This is a genomic window from Pseudomonas sp. KH_040 (assembly GCF_057839305.1).
Genome location: NZ_CM174487.1, coordinates 943453 through 963311 on the forward strand (window position 1 = coordinate 943453; position 19859 = coordinate 963311).

At 60.2% G+C, this 19859-nt stretch carries 13 protein-coding genes; 10 read left to right on the forward strand and 3 right to left on the reverse strand.

The genetic code is table 11. The features are described from left to right. Nucleotides 1-64: 64 nt before the first annotated feature. The 6 genes from AC3IUF_RS04075 to AC3IUF_RS04100 all read left to right on the forward strand — a co-directional run bounded on the left by AC3IUF_RS04075 (nucleotide 65) and on the right by AC3IUF_RS04100 (nucleotide 7371). On the forward strand, nucleotides 65-2245 hold the full coding sequence (locus AC3IUF_RS04075; protein WP_007915271.1) for a DUF1631 domain-containing protein: 2181 nt from the start codon (nucleotides 65-67) through the stop codon (nucleotides 2243-2245). Nucleotides 2246-2309: 64 nt separating this feature from the next. Continuing rightward, complete coding sequence (gene ampD / locus AC3IUF_RS04080; RefSeq protein ID WP_007915273.1) at nucleotides 2310-2870, forward strand: 1,6-anhydro-N-acetylmuramyl-L-alanine amidase AmpD; 561 nt, start codon at nucleotides 2310-2312, stop codon at nucleotides 2868-2870. Continuing rightward, the gene (gene ampE / locus AC3IUF_RS04085) at nucleotides 2867-3706 is read left to right on the forward strand and encodes a regulatory signaling modulator protein AmpE (protein ID WP_007915275.1); all 840 of its coding nucleotides are present in this window, start codon (nucleotides 2867-2869) and stop codon (nucleotides 3704-3706) included. The genes ampD and ampE overlap by 4 nt, the downstream gene beginning before the upstream one ends. Before the next feature lie 197 nt (nucleotides 3707-3903). After that, nucleotides 3904-5934, forward strand: coding sequence for a methyl-accepting chemotaxis protein (locus tag AC3IUF_RS04090; protein WP_489280456.1), 2031 nt, complete (start codon nucleotides 3904-3906; stop codon nucleotides 5932-5934). Between the two features lie 245 nt (nucleotides 5935-6179). Beyond that, nucleotides 6180-6569 carry a hypothetical protein gene (locus AC3IUF_RS04095; protein ID WP_489280458.1) on the forward strand — a complete coding sequence of 130 codons (390 nt, stop codon included), beginning with the start codon at nucleotides 6180-6182 and terminating at the stop codon, nucleotides 6567-6569. A gap of 340 nt (nucleotides 6570-6909) precedes the next feature. After that, nucleotides 6910-7371: a hypothetical protein gene (locus tag AC3IUF_RS04100; RefSeq protein WP_489280460.1), complete on the forward strand. Its 462-nt coding sequence runs from the start codon at nucleotides 6910-6912 to the stop codon at nucleotides 7369-7371. A 226-nt stretch (nucleotides 7372-7597) separates the two neighbouring features. Here the strand turns inward: AC3IUF_RS04100 and AC3IUF_RS04105 are convergent, their stop codons facing one another. Together AC3IUF_RS04105 and cra are read right to left on the reverse strand one after the other, a co-directional pair. Continuing rightward, on the reverse strand, nucleotides 7598-8377 hold the full coding sequence (locus AC3IUF_RS04105) for a TatD family hydrolase (protein ID WP_489280461.1): 780 nt from the start codon (nucleotides 8375-8377) through the stop codon (nucleotides 7598-7600). Between the two features lie 3 nt (nucleotides 8378-8380). Continuing rightward, the gene (cra, locus tag AC3IUF_RS04110; RefSeq protein WP_123375774.1) at nucleotides 8381-9376 is read right to left on the reverse strand and encodes a catabolite repressor/activator; all 996 of its coding nucleotides are present in this window, start codon (nucleotides 9374-9376) and stop codon (nucleotides 8381-8383) included. Between the two features lie 308 nt (nucleotides 9377-9684). Here cra and ptsP point away from each other — a divergent pair, with 308 nt between their 5' ends. The 4 genes from ptsP to AC3IUF_RS04130 all read left to right on the forward strand — a co-directional run bounded on the left by ptsP (nucleotide 9685) and on the right by AC3IUF_RS04130 (nucleotide 16959). Then, nucleotides 9685-12546 (forward strand): phosphoenolpyruvate--protein phosphotransferase, encoded by a 2862-nt coding sequence (gene ptsP / locus AC3IUF_RS04115; RefSeq protein ID WP_007915287.1) that lies wholly within the window; start codon nucleotides 9685-9687, stop codon nucleotides 12544-12546. Further along, nucleotides 12546-13487, forward strand: a complete 942-nt coding sequence (gene pfkB / locus AC3IUF_RS04120; protein ID WP_141127784.1) for a 1-phosphofructokinase — start codon at nucleotides 12546-12548, stop codon at nucleotides 13485-13487. The genes ptsP and pfkB overlap by 1 nt, the downstream gene beginning before the upstream one ends. Nucleotides 13488-13498: 11 nt before the next feature. Further along, on the forward strand, nucleotides 13499-15232 hold the full coding sequence (locus AC3IUF_RS04125) for a PTS fructose-like transporter subunit IIB (protein WP_095114226.1): 1734 nt from the start codon (nucleotides 13499-13501) through the stop codon (nucleotides 15230-15232). Nucleotides 15233-15417: 185 nt separating this feature from the next. Continuing rightward, complete coding sequence (locus tag AC3IUF_RS04130; RefSeq protein WP_489280464.1) at nucleotides 15418-16959, forward strand: alkaline phosphatase D family protein; 1542 nt, start codon at nucleotides 15418-15420, stop codon at nucleotides 16957-16959. 224 nt (nucleotides 16960-17183) lie between these two features. Here the strand turns inward: AC3IUF_RS04130 and AC3IUF_RS04135 are convergent, their stop codons facing one another. Beyond that, nucleotides 17184-19712, reverse strand: a complete 2529-nt coding sequence (locus AC3IUF_RS04135; RefSeq protein ID WP_489281602.1) for a PepSY domain-containing protein — start codon at nucleotides 19710-19712, stop codon at nucleotides 17184-17186. Nucleotides 19713-19859 lie beyond the last annotated feature (147 nt).

Here is a 19859-nt window from a genome sequence, read left to right on the forward strand (position 1 = left end):
GCTCGCTCCCACAGGAGGCTTATGTTGAAAGTGACCGAACGAATCACCGTTTCAGGAGGCTTGGATGCACAACGACGGGAAAGTAGTGCCTTTGCACAAGGCGGCTACCGATCAGGCGAATCATTCGCCGCTCGCCCGCCTGCCTGTGATTCTGCTTCAGGTTCGCGACAAGGCTGCCCAGCAACTGCGTCACGGTTTGCAGGAACTGTTCGATAACGCCGACGACACACTGTTTGAAATGGCCGACCGGGCGCGCAACGACATTGAGCAGAACATCTTTTTCGAAGCCATGCGCGACCTGCGCCTCAAGCGTAAAAACATCGAGCGCGGCTTTCTTGAGCAATTCTTCGAAGCCTTCGTCGGTCTGACGCAATACGATCCCACGCACAACACGCTGCCCCATGCCTTGATATACGACGAGTTGGCCCCCCGCAGCGACGACATGGAGCGCAGCGTGGCGGTCGAGACCATGGTTGGTCGCGTACTCAAGCGTGACGGCTTCGCGCTCGATCAACTGACCGCGCGGCTTAACGCGCTGCTCGGCAACACCCTCGACGATCAACACAACCCGCTTGGCCCGGCGATGCTTTGCGAGTTTTTCCTGCAGGCCGGGCGAAACCTGGGCGTGGAGATCAAGGTCAAGCTGATCCTGCTCAAACTCTTCGAGCGTTATGTCTTGACCGACACCGAGCAGCTTTACGCCGAAGCAAATCAATTGCTGCTCGCCACCGGAGTGTTGCCCGAGCTGAAAGCGGCCCCGGCGCGCCGTGCGATTGATCGTGCGATCGCCAATGTGAACAGCGATGAAAGCGACGACACGCCGCCCGTCGACGAAGGCGTGCAGGAGGTTTTCGCCGCACTGCAGCAACTGCTCGCGCACGTCCGTGGCAGTGTCGCGCCGACGCTGGAATCCAGCGTTGCGGCGCAGCCGATTTCCACTCGCGACCTGCTGCGCCTGCTCTCGCACTTGCAACAGTACGTGCCGACGCTGGCGGCTCAGGATGACTTCGATCTGCGCAATCAGCTCGAACAACTGCTGACCCGGGTCAGCGTCAGAAGTGGCAAATCGCGGATCGTGGGCGATGCGGACGAAGACGTGATCAATCTGATTGCCATGGTCTTCGACTGCATTCTTGAAGACCGCAATGTGCCGGATTCGCTCAAGGCCCTGATCGCCCGGTTGCAGATCCCGATGCTCAAGGTCGCGGTGCTCGACAAGAGTTTCTTCAGCCGCAGCAGTCATCCGGCGCGGCGCCTGCTCAACGAAATCGCCGAGGCGGCCATGGGCTGGGGCGGCTGCGACGGTGAGGCGCGCGACAGCTTGTACCTGCGTATCGAACAAGTGGTGCAGCGTCTGCTGACCGATTTTGTCGATGATCCGGCGATTTTCTCCGAGTTACTGGCTGATTTTCTCGCCTTCACCAGCGATGAGCGCCGCCGCAGCGAGTTGCTTGAACAGCGCCTGCGTGACGCCGAAGAGGGGCGAGCGAGAACCGAGCTGGCGCGGCGCCGGGTCGAGCGGGCGTTGAATCAAGCGCTGCTGGGTAAAGTACTTCCACCGTCCGTGGTCACCTTCGTACAGGACGCTTGGAGCAAAGTATTGCTGTTGACGTGCCTCAAGCATGGTGATCAGTCAGCCGAATGGCAGGCCGATGTGCAGACCATGGAGCAATTGATCTGGAGTGTGCAGCGTCATGAAGACGCTGAATCCAGCTTGCGCTTGCTGGCACTGGTGCCGGGGTTGCTCAAGTCGCTGCGTGATGGTCTGAGCAGTTCGGCGTTTGACCCCTTTGCCACCAGCGAGTTTTTCAGTGAACTGGAAGCCCTGCATGTGCAGGTGCTGGAGCGTTCCGTTGCGGCTGATCAGGCCGCGCCCATGATCGAGGTGTCGCAGCAGATCGTGCTGCAAACCGCCGACGACAGCAGCATGGCATTGACGTCGGTACGCTTGCCCCACGATGCCGCCGGTCTGCGCCAGGTCGAGCAACTGCGCCTGGGCAGTTGGGTGGCGTTTCAGGAAGACGATGAACACAGTCTGCGCTGCAAACTGGCGGCCATCATCGAAGCCACCGGCAAGTATGTATTTGTCGATCGCACCGGCATGAAGGTGCTGGAGCGCAGCCGCAGCGCGCTGGCCGTGGAATTCGAGCGCGGCGCGGTACGTGCGCTGGATGACACCTTGCTGTTCGACCGCGCGCTGGAGTCGGTGCTGGGCAATCTGCGGCGACTCAATCGCGGCAAGTGATCGCGCGCCGGGGGCTGATCGCGGCATACTGGGCGCCTACACAGTCGGCGTTGAAGGAATCGGTATGCAGTTGGATCCCGCTAGCGGGTGGTGTCACGGGGTGCAGGTCTGCCCATCGCCCAACTTCAATGAACGCCCGGCGGGCGAAATTTCCCTGTTGGTCATTCACAACATCAGCCTGCCGCCGGCGCAGTTTGCCACGGGCAAGGTGCAGGAGTTTTTCCAGAATCGTCTGGATGTCACCGAACACCCCTACTTTGCAGGGATCGCTGATCTGCGCGTCTCGGCGCATTTTCTGATTGAACGTGACGGCAAGGTCACCCAGTTTGTCTCCTGTCTTGAGCGGGCGTGGCATGCCGGCGTGTCGGTCTTCGAAGGACGGGAAACCTGTAACGATTTTTCCGTGGGCATCGAGCTCGAAGGCACTGATGATCTACCGTTCACCGACGCGCAGTATCAGGCGTTGACGGCGTTGACCCGCCAATTGCAAAGCGCATTTCCGGCCATCACCGGCGCCCGCATTTGTGGGCACAGCGATATAGCACCCGGGCGTAAGACCGATCCTGGCCCGGCATTCGACTGGGCGCGTTATCGCGCAGCCCTGGCACAAGAGGAAGGACAATGAGTTTTCTGGTGTTACTGCTGGCGTTGTGGATCGAGAAGTTTTCGGCCCTGCGCCATCGGGTTCAACGCGATGGCGGATGGATCCGCGAACTGAACAAACTCGAAACCAGCGCGCGGCTGGCCAAACAGCCCTGGCTGGTGCTGACGATTCTGGTGCTGTTTCCGGTGGCGTTGCTGGCGCTGTTGCTAGTGGTGCTGGAACCGGTGGCCTACGGCTTGCTGGCGTTGCCGGTGCATTTGCTGGTGGTGATTTACAGCCTGGGGCGCGGCGACTTGCTTGGCGGTCTTGGGCCGTTTCGCGATGCCTGGCGTCGCGAGGATCTGCAAGCGGCGGCACATGTGGCCAAACGCGATCTGAACATTTGCGCCGACAGCGGTGAGCAGTTGCTTGAAAGCGTGCAGGGGCATCTGCTGTGGCAGGCTTATCAGAGCTTTTTTGCGGTGATCTTCTGGTATTTCGTGCTCGGCCCGGTGGCGGCATTGGCGTATCGCCTGCTGGCGCTGGCGCAGGAACACGGGCAGAACCCGGCATTGGTCGAGCGTGCCGCGCAACTGCGGCATGCCTTTGACTGGCTGCCGGTACGCTTGCTGGCGGCGAGTCTGGCGCTGGTCGGCAACTTTGTCGCGGTCAGTCGGGTGATGCTGCATGAATTGCTCAACTGGAATATCAGTGCTGCGCAACTGATCAATCGGGTCGGTCTGGCGGCGGGGGAGATTCCACCTCCCGTGGTCGGGCCGGACGGCATCAACACCCTCGATTGCCTGTGGGAACTACTGCTGCGCGCGGCGGTGCTGTGGTATGCCGGGTTTGCCTTGTGGACGGTTCTGGTTCACTGATTCAGGAAAGATCAAAAGATCGCAGCCTGCGGCAGCTCCTACGAGGAGGTCTGTGTGTCGCGGGCTGCGATGTCGTTAACCTTAAGTTACAAAACCTCCCTTCGATTTGAGCTATACAGAGATGGCGCCCGATAGTGGCTATCTGCTGTCGCCCCGCGCCTGCCAATAAAAACAAGAAAAACCAAGGGAGACTTCCAGTGAAGAGCTTGCTCTATCCCGCCGTCTCGCTGATGAACCGTCTGAGCTTCGGCATGAAGTTCAGCCTGATCAGCGTGCTGTTCCTGGTGCCGATGCTGGTGACCAATTTCTATCTGGTGCGCGATTCCTATCGCGAATTCCAGGGCACTCGGGTCGAACTGCAAAGCCTCGATCTGCTGGGCAGCAGCCTGGCCCTGCGCCGGGATCTGGAAACCCTCAACAATCTGGTGCAGATCAACGTCACCCTCGGCCAGTCCGGCAAGGCCGGCAATGTCGAGGCGCAGATCACCACCCTCGAGCAAGCGGTTTTGACGCGCTTGCAAGGGCTGACGGCGATGACCGACGATCCCGAACAGATTCAGGTGTTCGACGGCAAACGCGATGAAATGATCGTCGCGTTCAAGGCCCAGCAAACGGAAAACTCGCTGCAAAGCAAAAGCGCGCTGATCGGCAAATTGTTGGCCAGTGCGCAGATTTTCAGCCAGATCATCAGCAGTCAGGCCGGACTCAGCCGCGATAATCAGAGCGATATCCGTCAGCTCAGCGAACTGGTCACCCTGATCACGCCGACCGTCACGCAAACCCTCGGCGAAGGCCGGGCCATGGGTTCGTATTCATTGGGCCAGGGTTTTCTTAACAGTTCGTCGAGCACGCGTTTTGATGAGCTGATGGTGCAGATCGAAAAACTCCAGGCCGAATACGGCCTGAAGCTGCAGGACGCCCTCGGCTCCAGCAAAGCCGCGCGGGAAAACCTCAGCGCGGCGGCCGAGAGCAGCAAGGGCTCGCTGAAACAGGCCAGCGAACTGTTCGAAGAACAAGTGGTGATGGCTGACACGCTCGATGCACCGTGGCAGGCGTTTTACGATCAGGTCACCGGGCTGATCGACCGGACTTACCAGCTCAACGAAGCCACGTTGAAATTCCTCGACACTCAATTGCAGCAACGTCTGGCGCAAAACCGCACGCACATGGTCTTGCAGGCGGTGGCGCTGTCGGTGGTGTTTGTGCTGATTTTCTACCTCTATGGTGGTTTCTACGCCTCGACCCGCACCACGCTGAAACGCTTGGGCGCGATGATGGACAAGGTCGCGGCCGGCGACATGACGGTCAACTTCATGGCCAACAGTCGCGATGAATTGGGTGAGTTGGGCGAAGTGTTCAATGGCACGGTGCGCAAGATTCATGACTTGATCGAGCGCGTGGGGCAGACCGTCGGCGAGGTCGAGCGTCAGGCCGGGCAGGTTGAAAACGTCTCGGCGCAAAGCAACCAGGCGGTCGCCGGACAGCGCACGCAGATTGAGCAAGTGGCGACGGCGATGAATCAGATGTCGGCAACCTCACTGGAGGTGGCGCGCAGTGCCGCCGCAGCGGTGAGCAGTGCCCACAGTGTGAATGACGAGACTATCAGCGGTCGCGGTCTGGTCGAATCACAACAGGGCAGCATTGCCGCGCTGGCCAGCGAAATCGATCAGTCGGTGTTGGTGATCAACCAGTTGGCCAGTGACAGCCAGGCGATCAGTCGTGTACTGGAAGTGATCAAGAGCATCGCCGAACAAACCAACTTGCTCGCGCTCAACGCCGCGATCGAAGCAGCCCGTGCTGGTGAGCAGGGACGCGGTTTTGCTGTGGTTGCCGACGAAGTGCGCACCCTGGCCAAACGCACCCAGCAATCGACCGAAGAAATCGAACAGATGATCGCCAAACTGCACGGCGGTGTCGGCGCGGCGGTGAAAGCCATGGGCGTCAGCCATCAGATGGCCAATGGCACGGTCGGGCAGTCGGAGAAGGTCCAGCAGGCGCTGGAAAACATCCTCGGTGCGGTGGGCATGATCGTCGATCAGAACCAGCAGATCGCCGCTGCGGTTGAACAGCAAACGGCGGTGGCCCACGACATCGACCAGAACATCGTCGAGATCAACCGCGCCGGCGAACGTACGGCGCAAGGTGCGCACCAGACCGAAGATGCCAGCCGGGCGTTGTCGGCCCAGGTGGTAGAACTCAAACAGCTGATCAGCGCCTTCCGCGTCTGAGGCACGCACGAAACCTGTGGGAGCGAGCCTGCTCGCGAATGCAATCTGTTAGTGACATCTCTGTCACCTGACACATCGCCTTCGCGAGCAGGCTCGCTCCCACCGGGTTCTGGGTTTTATCAGAACCTTTTGTAGTACTTTTTCACTTCGGCCCGTAAGCCCAATCCTGTTTCTCTGCAGACTCTGGCATTTCCCCTGCAATGAGCCAGTATCCATACCCAATCGTTCGGTAGAGGAGGCCGCTCATGTCTGCCGCAACTCTGGGAGTCCAGGGCCGTTGTGCTCATTGCCAGACCACGCTGCTGCTCAAACCGTGGCAACTCAATGCCATCTCGATCAATGAACCGTTCAGCTGCGAGCATTGCCAGCAAGCGCTGGAGCTGCGTTGCCCGCAACAGATCAAGCGCTTCAAGTCCCTCGATTCACTGGCGCTACTGCGTTTCAGCGCTTCAGTAACAGTCTGCACCGCGCTGCTGGTGGCGTTGGTGATGGAATGGGTGGGATTGCTTAGCGTCAACGAGCAACTGAACGCATCACTGATCACGATCTTCGTGTACTTCGTGGTCGTCCGTTACGCGCGCCAGCGTCAGCATCTGACGCTGGTTCTGGAGGCCGCCAAGGCGCACGCCGACTGATTTGTAGGCGCTGTCGAGTGAAAAGAGGCTGCGATCTGTTGATCTTTTCTTCAAGCCAGGATCAAAAGAGCAATCACTCGATGCATGCGTAACGCCTGCGGCCACCTCAACGCTATCGGTGGGCTGAGTGAATGTTATCGGCAGGAAATAATTGGCAACGGGCACAGTTGAACGCTATGTGATCAGGTATAAAAAACACCGCAAGATCAGCGATAGCCGTTTGTCGGGACTGTCAGGTTTGACAGTAGAGCATGATGAAATAGTCAGATTTACTAATGTTGGCCTAACAAAGGCTGCACTTATATTTCGACTATTGTTGATCCCGATCCATGGAGCGATCATGAAAGATAAAGATGCTACTCCCGGCTCTACAAAAAACATCGAGAACGTCACTGAGAAAAATATTCTCACGAGCGAGGAGATTGATAAGTTATCCAAAGGTGCAAAAACCTACGAGGGGATTTTGATTGCGGATAATAGAGTCTATCGTGGGCAAATTAAATATACTTACTGGTGGGGTAATGACGGCGGAATGTTTTATTGTTATGCGTCCCACTACACCATTAATGATCCAGACGGTTTTAGCCGGCATAAGGCGAACATCCATTTCAGTTTTGATTCAAACCAGTGGTGGGGAATCGACTCTCCAGACAGCATGCGCCAAGACAATCAATGGAATCCTTGGCGCGTCGGAGGTTATATAGCGGCAAATAGACGAGCCCGCGTTTATGTCAGATTCGTTTTTGACCTTCCCTTCGCAGATGTGAGTGGAGAAAACTCCATTTATTATACGTACCCTTGACAGCAATATACTGTGTGAGGGGTAAGTCGAAGTCTGGTTGTCTTGCTCGACATGTAAGGAAGCAGTCAGGTATGCGAGCGGCTGTTGTTGGGTTTGTGGTGTCGAAGCAGTCGTTCGTTTTGTTTTTTATTTTTATAAGGTTTTTGTTAGAGTCGCGGGCCTTTTAAGGTTAGTGGTTGGGGCATTCAAGGCTATTCGCGTTTACAAGAGCTGAACCCGATATGGTCTAATGCCAATCAAATAATTCCTCGATATTAGCGGTAGTTTGTCTGGCCAATTGCTGGGTTGTGATGCTCATCAACTCGGCCAGCACCTCACAAATCGCCGGCAAATGCGCCGGGCTGTTGCGCTGACCGGGAAACATCGCGGGCGCCATGTCCGGCGAATCGGTTTCCAGCACGATCGACTCCAGCGGCAATTGCGCAATCACTCGATGCATGCGCAACGCCTGTGGCCAGGTCGGCGCGCCGCCCAGACCCAGTTTGAAACCGAGTTTGATGTACTCCCGCGCTTCTTCACGGCTGCCGGCGAAGGCGTGGATGATTCCCGCGCGTTTGAGCTTGAAGCGTTTGAGCGTTGAGATCACTGCCGCATGACTACGGCGAACGTGGATTAATGCCGGTAATTCGAAATCCGCGGCCAGTTGTAGCTGCGCCTCGAACAGCGCCTGTTGCCGCTCGCGGTCGAGGGTTTCGATGAAGTAATCCAGACCGATCTCGCCCACCGCACACAACTGCCGATGACCGCGCAATCGCGTCAGCCAATCTCCGAGTGCCGACAAATCTTCGGGGCGATGCTGATCGAGATACACCGGGTGCAGACCGAATGCCGCGTATAAATCCGCATCGCTCTGCACCAGATCCCACACCCGTTGCCAATTAACCTCATGGACACCCAACACCACCATCCGCCGCACCCCGAGCGCGCGGCTTTCGGCGAGCAACGCCGAGCGATCGGCGTCGAAGTCGGGGAAGTCGAGGTGGGTGTGGCTGTCGATCAGCTCCACGGCTCAGTCCCGGTGAATACGCTGCTTGAAGGTCCGCGCAATGGCCTGCACGCCAGGCTTGTACTCCGACTGCTCGACAGCGGCCAGCGCCAGTTCCAGCGCCTTGTCGGCGATCAACTGGTGTTGCTGGGCCATGGCGTTGACCGGCAGCGGCAGGAAATCCAGCAACTGCGTATCGCCGAAGGTGCCCAGGCGCAGCGGCCGCGATTTCAGCGGGAAGTCATGCAGCGCATCGAACACGCCTTGTAGCAGCACGTAGGAAGTCGTCACCAACGCGTCGGGCAAATGTCCCAGACGTTGCAGGAGTTCTTCCATCAGTTGCTTGCCGCACTCACGGCTGAAGGATTCGGCGTGTTCGACCAGCACTTCGCCCTTGAAGTCGACCAGCGCCTCTTTGAAACCGGCGGCACGTTCCTGGCTGATGCTCAGTTCCGGGCGCGCGCCGAGCAGCACAATCTGCTTCAGTTGCGGGTCGAGCAAGCTCTGGGTCAGGTGCAGGCTGGCTTCGCGGTCGTCACTGATCACCGAGCAGAAATGTTCCGGCTCCATGACCCGGTCGATGGCGATGATCGGCAGCCCTTTGGCCTGCAACTGCCGATAGCTATCATCGCCGGCGGGCAGGCAACTGGCGACGATCAACGCATCACAACGACGCGCGCGGAACAGTTGCAGCAACTGCCGCTCGCTGTCTGGCGCATCGTCGGAGCTGGCGATCAGCAATTGATAGCCGCGCGCTCGCGCACCTTGTTCGAGCAGCTTGGCGATCCGCGCGTAACTGGGGTTTTCCAGATCCGGCAGAATAAAGCCCAGCGTGCGCGTATGCCGACTGCGCAGCCCGGCCGCTTGAGGGTTTGGCGTGAAGCCGTGCAGATCGACCACCGCCCGCACCCGCTCGACGGTGGCGTTACTGATGCGTTGCTGTTCGGCCTTGCCGTTGATGACGTAGCTGGCGGTGGTCACGGACACTCCGGCCAACCGCGCGATATCACTGAGTTTCAACCCGGGATTTCCTTGTTTTTTCGAGCTTGCCGCGACATTTTCGCCAATCCTACCCGATTAGGGCAGGCGACTATTGTCGCAGCGCATCCGACAAGTTGGACTTCAAGGATGGGACATTATCGAGTAACGTGCCGATCAATCTAGATTAAACGTTTCAGCAAGCGTATTTTCTACGTTTTAGACGTCTTTGGCCGGTTCTGCCGTGAAACCGCCAAAACTGCCGCTGAAAAGCAAAGCGGTAAAGCGCCTAAGCTGCAAACCATCCAAAACAATACCTGGCACTCATAAAGCGCCAAAAAGGAGATCGCATGCTCGAGCTCACTATAGAGCAGATATCCATGGGCCAATCGGCTGTGGATAAACCCGCTGCCCTGCAACTGCTCGCCAATCACCTGGTGGCCGATGGTCTGGTTGCCGACGGTTACCTCGCTGGATTGCAGGCACGGGAAGCCCAGGGCTCGACCTTTCTCGGTCAAGGTATTGCCATTCCCCACGGGACCCCGGAAACCCGCGATCAGGTGTTCGCCACTGGCGTGCGCCTGATGCAGTTCCCGGAAGGCGTGGATTGGGGCGATGGCCAGATCGTTTATCTGGCGATTGGCATTGCCGCCAAATCCGACGAACACCTGCGCCTGCTGCAACTGCTGACCCGTGCCCTCGGCGAGACCGATCTGGGCCAGGCCCTGCGTCGCGCCAGTTCACCTGAGGCGCTGCTGAAATTGCTGCAAGGCGCGCCGCAGGAACTGGCGCTCGATGCGCAGATGATTGGCCTCGGTGTCTCGGCCGACGATTTCGAAGAACTGGTCTGGCGTGGCGCGCGTCTGCTGCGTCAGGCCGATTGTGTGAGCAACGGTTTTGCCGGCGTGTTGCAGCAGGTCGAAGCGCTGCCGCTGGGCGATGGTTTGTGGTGGCTGCACAGCGAGCAAACGGTGAAGCGTCCGGGCCTGGCGTTTGTTACGCCGGACAAACCGATGCGCTACCTCGGTCAGCCGCTTAGCGGTCTGTTCTGCCTGGCCAGCCTCGGCGAGGCACATCAAGCGTTGCTTGAACGCCTGTGTGCGTTGCTGATCGAAGGTCGCGGCCATGAATTGGGCCGCGCTACCAGCAGTCGCAAAGTTCTCGAAGTGCTCGGCGGTGAATTGCCCGCCGACTGGCCGAGCGCGCGTATTGCCCTGGCCAACGCCCACGGTCTGCACGCGCGCCCGGCGAAGATCCTCGCGCAACTGGCGAAGAGTTTTGATGGCGAGATTCGCGTGCGCATCGTCGACGGTCAGGACAGCGCCGTGTCGGTGAAGAGTCTGAGCAAACTGCTCAGCCTTGGCGCCCGTCGTGGTCAGGTGCTGGAGTTGATCGCCGAGCCGAGCATTGCCGCCGACGCTTTGCCGGCACTCTTGGCCGCTATCGAAGAGGGTCTCGGCGAAGAAGTCGAGCCGCTGCCAGCGGTGAGCCAGCAACGCGAAGTCATCGCCGACATCGCCGAAGTGCTGCTCGCCCCGGCCTCCGGCAGCCAGTTGCAAGCAATCCCGGCGGCACCCGGCATCGCTATCGGCCCGGCACACATCCAAGTGCAGCAAACCATCGATTATCCGCTGCGGGGCGAGTCCGCTGCCATCGAACGCGAACGTCTCAAGCAAGCGCTCAGCGATGTGCGCAGCGATATTCAGGGCCTGATCGAGCGCAGCAAAGCCAAAGCCATCCGCGAGATCTTCATCACCCATCAGGAAATGCTCGACGACCCGGACCTCACCGACGAAGTCGACACCCGCCTCAAACAAGGCGAAAGCGCCGAAGCGGCATGGATGGCGGTGATCGAAGCGGCGGCCAAACAGCAGGAGTCGTTGCAGGACGCCTTGCTCGCCGAGCGTGCGGCGGATCTGCGTGACATCGGTCGCCGCGTGCTGGCGCAACTGTGTGGCGTGCAGACCGCGAGCGAGCCTGAACAACCGTACATTCTGGTGATGGACGAAGTCGGCCCGTCCGACGTCGCGCGGCTGGACCCGGCGCGTGTCGCGGGGATTCTCACCGCACGCGGCGGCGCCACCGCGCACAGTGCAATCGTTGCGCGAGCGCTCGGGATTCCGGCGCTGGTTGGCGCTGGCGCGGCAGTGTTGCTGCTGCAACCGGGCACGCCATTGCTGCTCGACGGCCAACGCGGTCGTCTGCACGTCGACGCCGATGCCGCGACTCTGCAACGCGCCACCGAAGAACGCGATACCCGCGAACAACGGCTGAAGATTGCCGCCGAACAACGTCATCAACCGGCACACACCACCGACGGTCACGCCGTCGAAGTCTTTGCCAACATTGGCGAAAGCGCTGGCGTGATCAGCGCGGTGGAGCAGGGCGCCGAAGGCATCGGTCTGCTGCGTACCGAACTGATTTTCATGGCCCATCCGCAAGCACCGGACGAAGCCACGCAAGAAGCCGAATACCGCCGCGTCCTCGATGGCCTCGCCGGTCGCCCGTTGGTGGTTCGCACGCTGGATGTCGGTGGCGACAAACCGCTGCCGTATTGGCCGATTGCCAAGGAAGAAAACCCGTTCCTCGGCGTGCGCGGCATTCGCCTGACCTTGCAGCGGCCGCAGATCATGGAAGCGCAATTGCGCGCCTTGCTGCGTTCGGCGGACAACCGTCCATTGCGGATCATGTTCCCGATGGTCGGCAGCGTTGAAGAATGGCGTCAGGCCCGCGACATGACTGAACGTCTGCGCCTGGAAATCCCGGTCGCCGATCTGCAACTGGGGATCATGATCGAAGTGCCGTCCGCCGCTTTGCTCGCGCCGGTGCTGGCCAAGGAAGTCGACTTCTTCAGCGTCGGCACCAACGACCTGACGCAATACACCCTGGCCATCGACCGTGGCCATCCGACCCTGTCGGCGCAGGCTGACGGTTTGCACCCGGCGGTGCTGCAACTGATCGACATCACCGTGCGCGCGGCCCATGCCCACGGCAAGTGGGTCGGTGTTTGCGGTGAGTTGGCGGCGGATCCGCTGGCGGTGCCGGTGCTGGTTGGCCTCGGCGTCGATGAACTCAGCGTCTCTGGCCGCAGCATTGCCGAAGTCAAGGCACGCATCCGCGAACTCAGCCTGACCCAGGCGCAAACCCTTGCTCAACAGGCCCTGGCCGTGGGCAGCGCCAACGAAGTGCGCGCATTAGTGGAGGCCCTGTAATGGCCAAGATTCTTACCCTGACCCTTAATCCGGCGCTCGACCTCACCGTCGAACTGCCACGGCTGGAGGCCGGTCAGGTCAATCGCAGCGACGAGATGCACACCCACGCCGCTGGTAAAGGCGTGAACGTCGCGCAAGTGCTGGCCGATCTAGGCCATCAACTGACGGTCAGTGGGTTTCTCGGCGAAGACAATCTGCAAGCGTTCGAAACCCTGTTCGCCAAGCGCGGTTTTGTCGACGCGTTTATCCGCGTGCCGGGTGAGACGCGCAGCAACATCAAGGTCGCCGAACAGGATGGCCGTATCACCGACATCAACGGCCCGGGGCCGGTGGTCGACGCCGCCGCGCAGCAGGCCTTGTTGGAGCGTCTGCTGCAGATTGCACCGGGTCACGATGCGGTGGTGGTCGCCGGCAGTTTGCCGCGCGGCGTCACGGCGCAGTGGTTGCGTGAACTGATCGAACGGCTCAACCAGCTCGGTCTGAAAGTCGCTCTCGACTCCAGCGGCGAAGCGTTGCGCGAAGCGTTGAAAGCCAGTCCATGGCTGATCAAACCGAACACCGAAGAACTCGCCGACGCCCTCGGTTGCGACGTGGTTTCCCACGCGGCGGAAGCGCAAGCAGCGGCGCGCTTGCATGCGCAAGGCATCGAGCACGTGGTGATTTCCCACGGTGCTGACGGTGTGAATTGGTTCAGCGTCGGTTCGGCACTGCACGCCACGCCGCCGAAGGTCAGCGTCGCCAGCACGGTCGGTGCTGGTGATTCGCTGTTGGCCGGCATGCTTCACGGTTTGCTCAGCGCCGACACGCCTGAACAAACCCTGCGCACGGCCACCGCGATTGCGGCGATGGCGGTGACCCAGATCGGTTTTGGCATCAACGACGCTGCGCAACTGGCGCAGCTCGAACAGGGCGTGCGCGTGCGCCCCCTGACAGAACAATAAGAGGGTTGGTCATGAAATTAGCCATTGTTACGGCTTGCCCGAACGGCATGGTCACCAGTGTGCTGTGCGCGCGTTTGCTCGATGCGGCGGCGCAGCGTCAGGGCTGGAGCACCAGCGTTGAAGTGGTCGATGCTGCGCACCCGGAACGCGAGTTGTCGGCGGCGACCATTGCAGCGGCCGAGTGGGTTTTGCTGGTCGCCACAGGCGCAGTCGACATGACGCGTTTTGTCGGTAAACGAGTCTTTCAGATTGCCCCGGCACAAGCGCTGCAGGATGTCGAAGCGGTGCTGCGTCGTGGAGCTGAAGAGGCTGAAGTTTACGTCGCCGGCGCTGCTGAACCGGTTGCTGATGCGCCGCGCGCGCCACGTCTCGTCGCTATCACTGCGTGCCCGACCGGTGTCGCCCACACCTTCATGGCGGCCGAAGCCCTACAGCAAACCGCCAAGCGTCTGGGTTACGAACTGCAGGTCGAAACCCAAGGCTCGGTGGGCGCGAAAACCCCGTTGAGTGCAGCGGCAATTGCCGACGCAGACGTGGTGTTGCTGGCAGCGGACATCGAAGTCGCCACCGAGCGTTTCGCCGGCAAGAAAATCTATCGTTGCGGCACCGGGATCGCCTTGAAGCAGTCCGAAGCCACACTGAAAAAAGCCTTGGCCGAAGGTGCGGTGGAAAGCGCGGCGGCTGACGGCAAAGCTCCGGCGAAGCAAGAGAAGACCGGCATCTACAAACACCTGCTGACCGGCGTGTCGTTCATGCTGCCGATGGTGGTGGCCGGCGGTTTGATGATCGCGCTGTCGTTTGTGTTCGGCATCACCGCGTTCAAGGAAGAAGGCACGCTGGCCGCTGCGTTGATGCAGATCGGTGGCGAGACCGCGTTCAAATTGATGGTGCCGCTGTTGGCCGGTTACATCGCTTACTCGATCGCCGACCGTCCGGGCCTGGCGCCGGGGATGATTGGCGGCTTGCTCGCGAGTACGTTGGGTGCTGGTTTTATCGGTGGCATCGTCGCCGGTTTCATCGCCGGTTATGCGGCCAAGGCGATCAGTCGATATGTCGCCTTGCCGCAAAGTCTCGAAGCACTGAAACCGATTCTGATCATCCCGTTGTTCGCCAGTCTGTTCACCGGTCTGGTGATGATTTACGTGGTCGGCAAACCGGTCGCCGGCATGCTCGGGGCGCTCACGCATTTCCTCGACAGCATGGGCACCACCAACGCGATTCTGCTCGGTGTGTTGCTCGGCGGCATGATGTGCGTCGACCTCGGCGGGCCGATCAACAAAGCCGCCTATGCGTTCTCGGTGGGGCTGCTGGCGTCGCAGAGTTATGCGCCGATGGCCGCGACCATGGCCGCGGGCATGGTGCCGCCAATCGGGCTTGGTATCGCCACGTTTATTGCGCGGCGCAAGTTCGCTCAGACTGAGCGCGAAGCCGGTAAAGCAGCGCTGGTGCTGGGGCTGTGCTTTATCTCCGAAGGGGCGATTCCGTTTGCCGCGAAAGATCCGTTGCGGGTGATTCCGGCGAGCATTGCCGGTGGTGCGCTGACCGGTGCGCTGTCGATGTATTTCGGCTGCAAACTAATGGCGCCGCACGGTGGCTTGTTTGTGTTGGCGATTCCGAATGCGATCAACCATGCGTTGTTGTATTTGCTGGCGATTGTCGCGGGGAGTTTGTTGACCGCTGTGGTCTATGCGACGGTCAAACGCCCGGAAGCCGTCGAGCTGGCGCTGGAACCCGCCAAGGCCTGACTGACACCGCAAACCCCTGTAGGAGTGAGCCTGCTCGCGATATCGGTCTGTCAGTGACATGAGTGTCGGCTGATACACCGCTATCGCGAGCAGGCTCACTCCTACAATTGGTTCTGCGGTGTGTCTGGTGTCATGTGTGTTTCATGATCGCGTGCTTAAGTTTTCCTTTTTTCAGGGAGAACATCATGAGCGATTTCAACCCCGGTCGCCGGCGTGTCATGCAAGTCGTTGGCGCCGGTCTGCTGATGCCAAGCCTGGCGCCGGCAGTGATTGCCTCGGTCAAGGATCGCCCGCAGTTGACCGACGGCGTGCAGTCCGGCGACCTGCAAGGCGACCGCGCGATGATCTGGAGCCGCAGCGATCGCCCGGCGCATATGGTGGTCGAGTGGGACACCCGCAGCCAGTTTCGCCATCCCCGCCGCTTGGTCTCGGCGCTCGCCGATGCGCGCACAGATTTCACCGCTCGGGTCGAGCTCACCGGGCTGCCCGCCGATCAGGCGATTTTCTATCGCGTGTATTTCAAGGACGCCCGCACCGGCGTCGCCAGCGAACCATGGTTGGGTCACCTGCGCAGCGCTCCGACGGCGCGGCGCAATATTCGTTTCGTCTGGAGCGGTGACACCGTCGGCCAGGGCTTCGGCATCAACCCGGACATCGGCGGCATGCGCATCTACGAAGCCATGCGTCTGCGCCTGCCGGACTTCTTTATCCACAGCGGCGACACCATCTATGCCGACGGCCCCGTACCCGCGCAGCTCACCACCGAAGGTGGACGCATCTGGCGCAACCTCACCACCGAAGCCAAGAGCAAAGTCGCACAGACCCTCGACGATTATCGCGGCAACTACCGCTACAACCTGATGGACGAAAACATCCGTCGCTTCAACGCCGAAGTGCCGCAGATCTGGCAATGGGACGACCATGAAGTGGTCAACAACTGGTCGCCGGGCAAGCAGCTCGACGAGCGCTATCAGGAGAAAGATATCCACACCCTGGTCGGGCGCGCACGCAAGGCGTGGCTGGAATACTCGCCGATGCGTTTGCAGGCTGCCGACGGCGGCGGGCGGATTTATCGCAAGATCAGTTACGGCCCGATGCTCGATGTGTTCGTGCTCGACATGCGCAGTTATCGCGGCGCCAATGACGACAACCTCGGCGCGGCGAAACCGTTCCTGGGGCGTGAGCAACTGAACTGGCTCAAGCGCGGTTTGAAGAAATCCAAAGCCCAGTGGAAGGTCATCGCCGCCGACATGCCGATCGGCCTTGGCGTGCCGGATGGCGAGGTCAGCCCGGGTGTCGCGCGTTGGGAAGCGGTGGCTAACGGTGATCCGGGACCGGCGCAGGGGCGCGAGGTGGAAATCGCCGAGTTGCTCGGCTATCTGCGTGCGCAGCAGGTGCGCAATTTTGTCTTCCTCACGGCAGATGTGCATTACTGCGCGGCCCATCACTATCACCCGGATCGCGCGGCGTTTCAGGATTTCGAGCCGTTCTGGGAGTTTGTCGCCGGGCCGTTGAATGCCGGGAGCTTTGGGCCTAATCCGCTGGACAAGACCTTTGGGCCGGAAGTGGTATTCGAGAAGGCGCCACCGGCGCAGAACACTTCGCCGTTTGCCGGGTTTCAGTTTTTTGGCGAGGTGAATATTGAAGGGGGGAGTGGGGAGATGAGTGTGGTGTTGCGGGATTTGAATGGGGTGGCGGTTTTTGAGAAAAAATTGCAGCCCGCTTGAAGATCAAAAGCTAACCCTCACCCCAGCCCTCTCCCGGAGGGAGAGGGAGCCGATCGAGGTGTCTGAAGAGGTACGTCGACCTGAAAGACCGAGTTGATTATGAGATCAGCACAAAGCCTTTCTCGATTATGGATTCGGTGAGGGACGTTCAGGTCGGCGTATTGCGTGAATCTCCCCCAATCAGTCCCCTCTCCCTCCGGGAGAGGGTTAGGGTGAGGGGCTCTTTAATAGACATCACGCCGATATCGACCCTGCTCAATCAACCGCTCCACTTCGGCGCTGCCGAGAATATCGTTGAGCACTTGATCAACCCCCGAAGCCATCCCCTGCAAGCTGCCACAGATATAAATAACCGCCCCCTCCGCCAGCCATCTCTTCAGCTCATCAGCCGATTCACGCAAACGATCCTGCACATAAACCTTCTCCACCTGATCCCGCGAAAACGCCAGATCCAGCCGTTCCAGATCGCCATTGATCAACCACTCTTCCAGCTCCGCGCGGCAGAGGAAATCATGTTCGCGATTACGCTCGCCAAACAGCAACCACTGGCGCTGTTGACCATCGGCAATCCGCGCCTTGAGCAAGCTGCGCAACCCGGCCAGACCCGTACCGTTGCCCAGCAGAATCATCGGCACGGGTTCGTTCGGCAGATGGAAACCACTGTTGCGCCGCACCCGCAAACTGATGCTGCCGCCCACCGGCGCATGCTCGGTCAGCCAACCGGAACCGATGCCAAGGGTGCCATCGGCATGCTGTTCCTGACGCACGATCAACTCCAGCACACCGTCGGCGGCAATCGAGGCGATCGAGTATTCGCGCATGGCCAGCGGCACCATTGCATCGACCAGCGATTGCGCATGCAAACCCACCAGATGTGCGCGGTGCTCGGGCAATTGCCGCGACGCCAGCGCGACTTCCAGAGGTTCGTCGAGGCCGTTGATTTTTACTGTGGTCTCGCCACGAATGCCGAGGCCGTCGAGGAAGTGTTCGATGGCCCACGGGCAGTTGCGTGGCAGTACTTCGACCAGGTCGCCGGCCAGCCAACTGCTGGTGTTCGGTGTGCTCAGGCCCAACAAGTAAACCGGCGCACCGCTGCTGTCCGGGTTCAACAGTTCGCGGCGTGTCAGCGTCCAGTTGTCGTAGTTCGGCGCTTGCCAGGTATCGATGGGGGCTTGCCCGGTGAGCAGGCCGAGTTGGGTTTGCCAATGGCGCAGCGCGTACGGGTCGCCACTGTCGACTTCCACCGGCGCGAAAAGGGTCTTGCCGCCGTGCTCGCTCAGCCACTGATGCAGTCGCTTGGCGAAGCCGCAGAAGTGCTGATACTGACGATCACCGAGGCCGAGCACCGAGTAATTCAGGCTATCGAGCGTTGCCGCCTTGCCCAGCACTTTGCGCTCGAACCCGCGCGCGCTGTCCGGTGCTTCGCCGTCGCCAAACGTGCTGACCACAAACAGCGCGTTGTTCGATTCACGCAAATCCTGCTCGCTGACATTGGCCAGTGGCTGCACCTTCACCGGCAATCCGGCTGCCTGCAATTGCCCGGCGGTCTGCCACGCCAGTTGCTCGGCAAAACCGCTCTGGCTGGCGAAGCCGATCAGCCAGGCCGACGCATCGCCCGCCGGTTGAGCGAGACCTTTGCGCGCATCCTTGATCTGCTTTTTCTTGCGTCGACGATCGAGGTACAGCAGCCATCCGGTAATGAAAAACAGCGGCATGCACACCGCAGCCAGGGTGATGATGATCCGCCCGACCAGACCGAAATAACTGCCGACGTGCAGCGCATAAATGCTGGTCAGCAGTTGCGCCTTGAAGCTCTTGTCGGCGTAGCGGTCGACGCGTTTGACGATGCCGGTGGCCGGGTCGAGGGTGATCTGGTTCAGCGCGCGATCATGCGGCGAGCTGTCGAGCAGGTAGAACACCGTTGCCGGTTGGCCGGCGACGGCCGGCATACGGATGTTGTAGGCGGCCAGACCCGGGCCGGCAGCGCTGTAGATGCTGCTCCACATCGCTGCGTAGTCGGCGGTCGGTGCCGGGCCTTCCGGCGCCGGGCCGCGACCACCGCGCACGCGCTCGTTTTGCGGCGCGTCGGAGAGCAATTTGGTCAGGCCTTTGTTGTACCACTCATACGACCAGGACAACCCGGTCAACGCCAGCAGCAGATAGACCAGCAGACACCACGTGCCGGCCACCGAGTGCAGATCCCAGTTGAAGGCGCGACCTTTTTTCTTCCAGTCCAGCGTCAGCCACACGCGCCAGCTGTTCCACTGACGTGGCCAGCGCAGGTACAGGCCGGAGAGGCAGAAGAACAACAGAATCAGCGTGCAGGCGCCGGTGATGTTGCGGCCGGTATCGCCCATGGCGAGGAAGCGGTGCAGTTGCAGCATCAGGCCGAAGAAATCCTGGCCGACGGCATCGCCCATGAAGTCGGCGGTGTACGGATCGAAATAGCGCATCTCACCGCGCCGTTCACCCTTGGGCGGGGTGAAGAAGACTTTCGCCGCGTTGCCGCTGTCGGTTTCGACCCAGAGCATCGAAACCTTTTTGCCCGACGTGGCTTCGATGCGCTCGACCAGTTCGACGGGCGGCAGCACGCCGGCGACTTGTTTTTCCACCTGCAGAACGGAAGGATTCAGCGCCCGCAGGATTTCGTCCTGAAACGAATAGGCCGCGCCGGTGATGCCCATCAACGCCAGCACCAGGCCTGCGGTGATGCCAAAAAACCAGTGCAACTGGAACAGGGTTTTCTTCAACACGTCACTCGCCGTCCATTCGGAAATTGTCTTCACGGCGCGCATTATGCCGTGGGTTATCGAGAAGCGTTCTTTCTTACGCACAAAAGCCCCGTTCAATTGAATGAACGGGGCCCACTGTTTTTTTTTGGAGTTGCCGAAGGCTGCGAT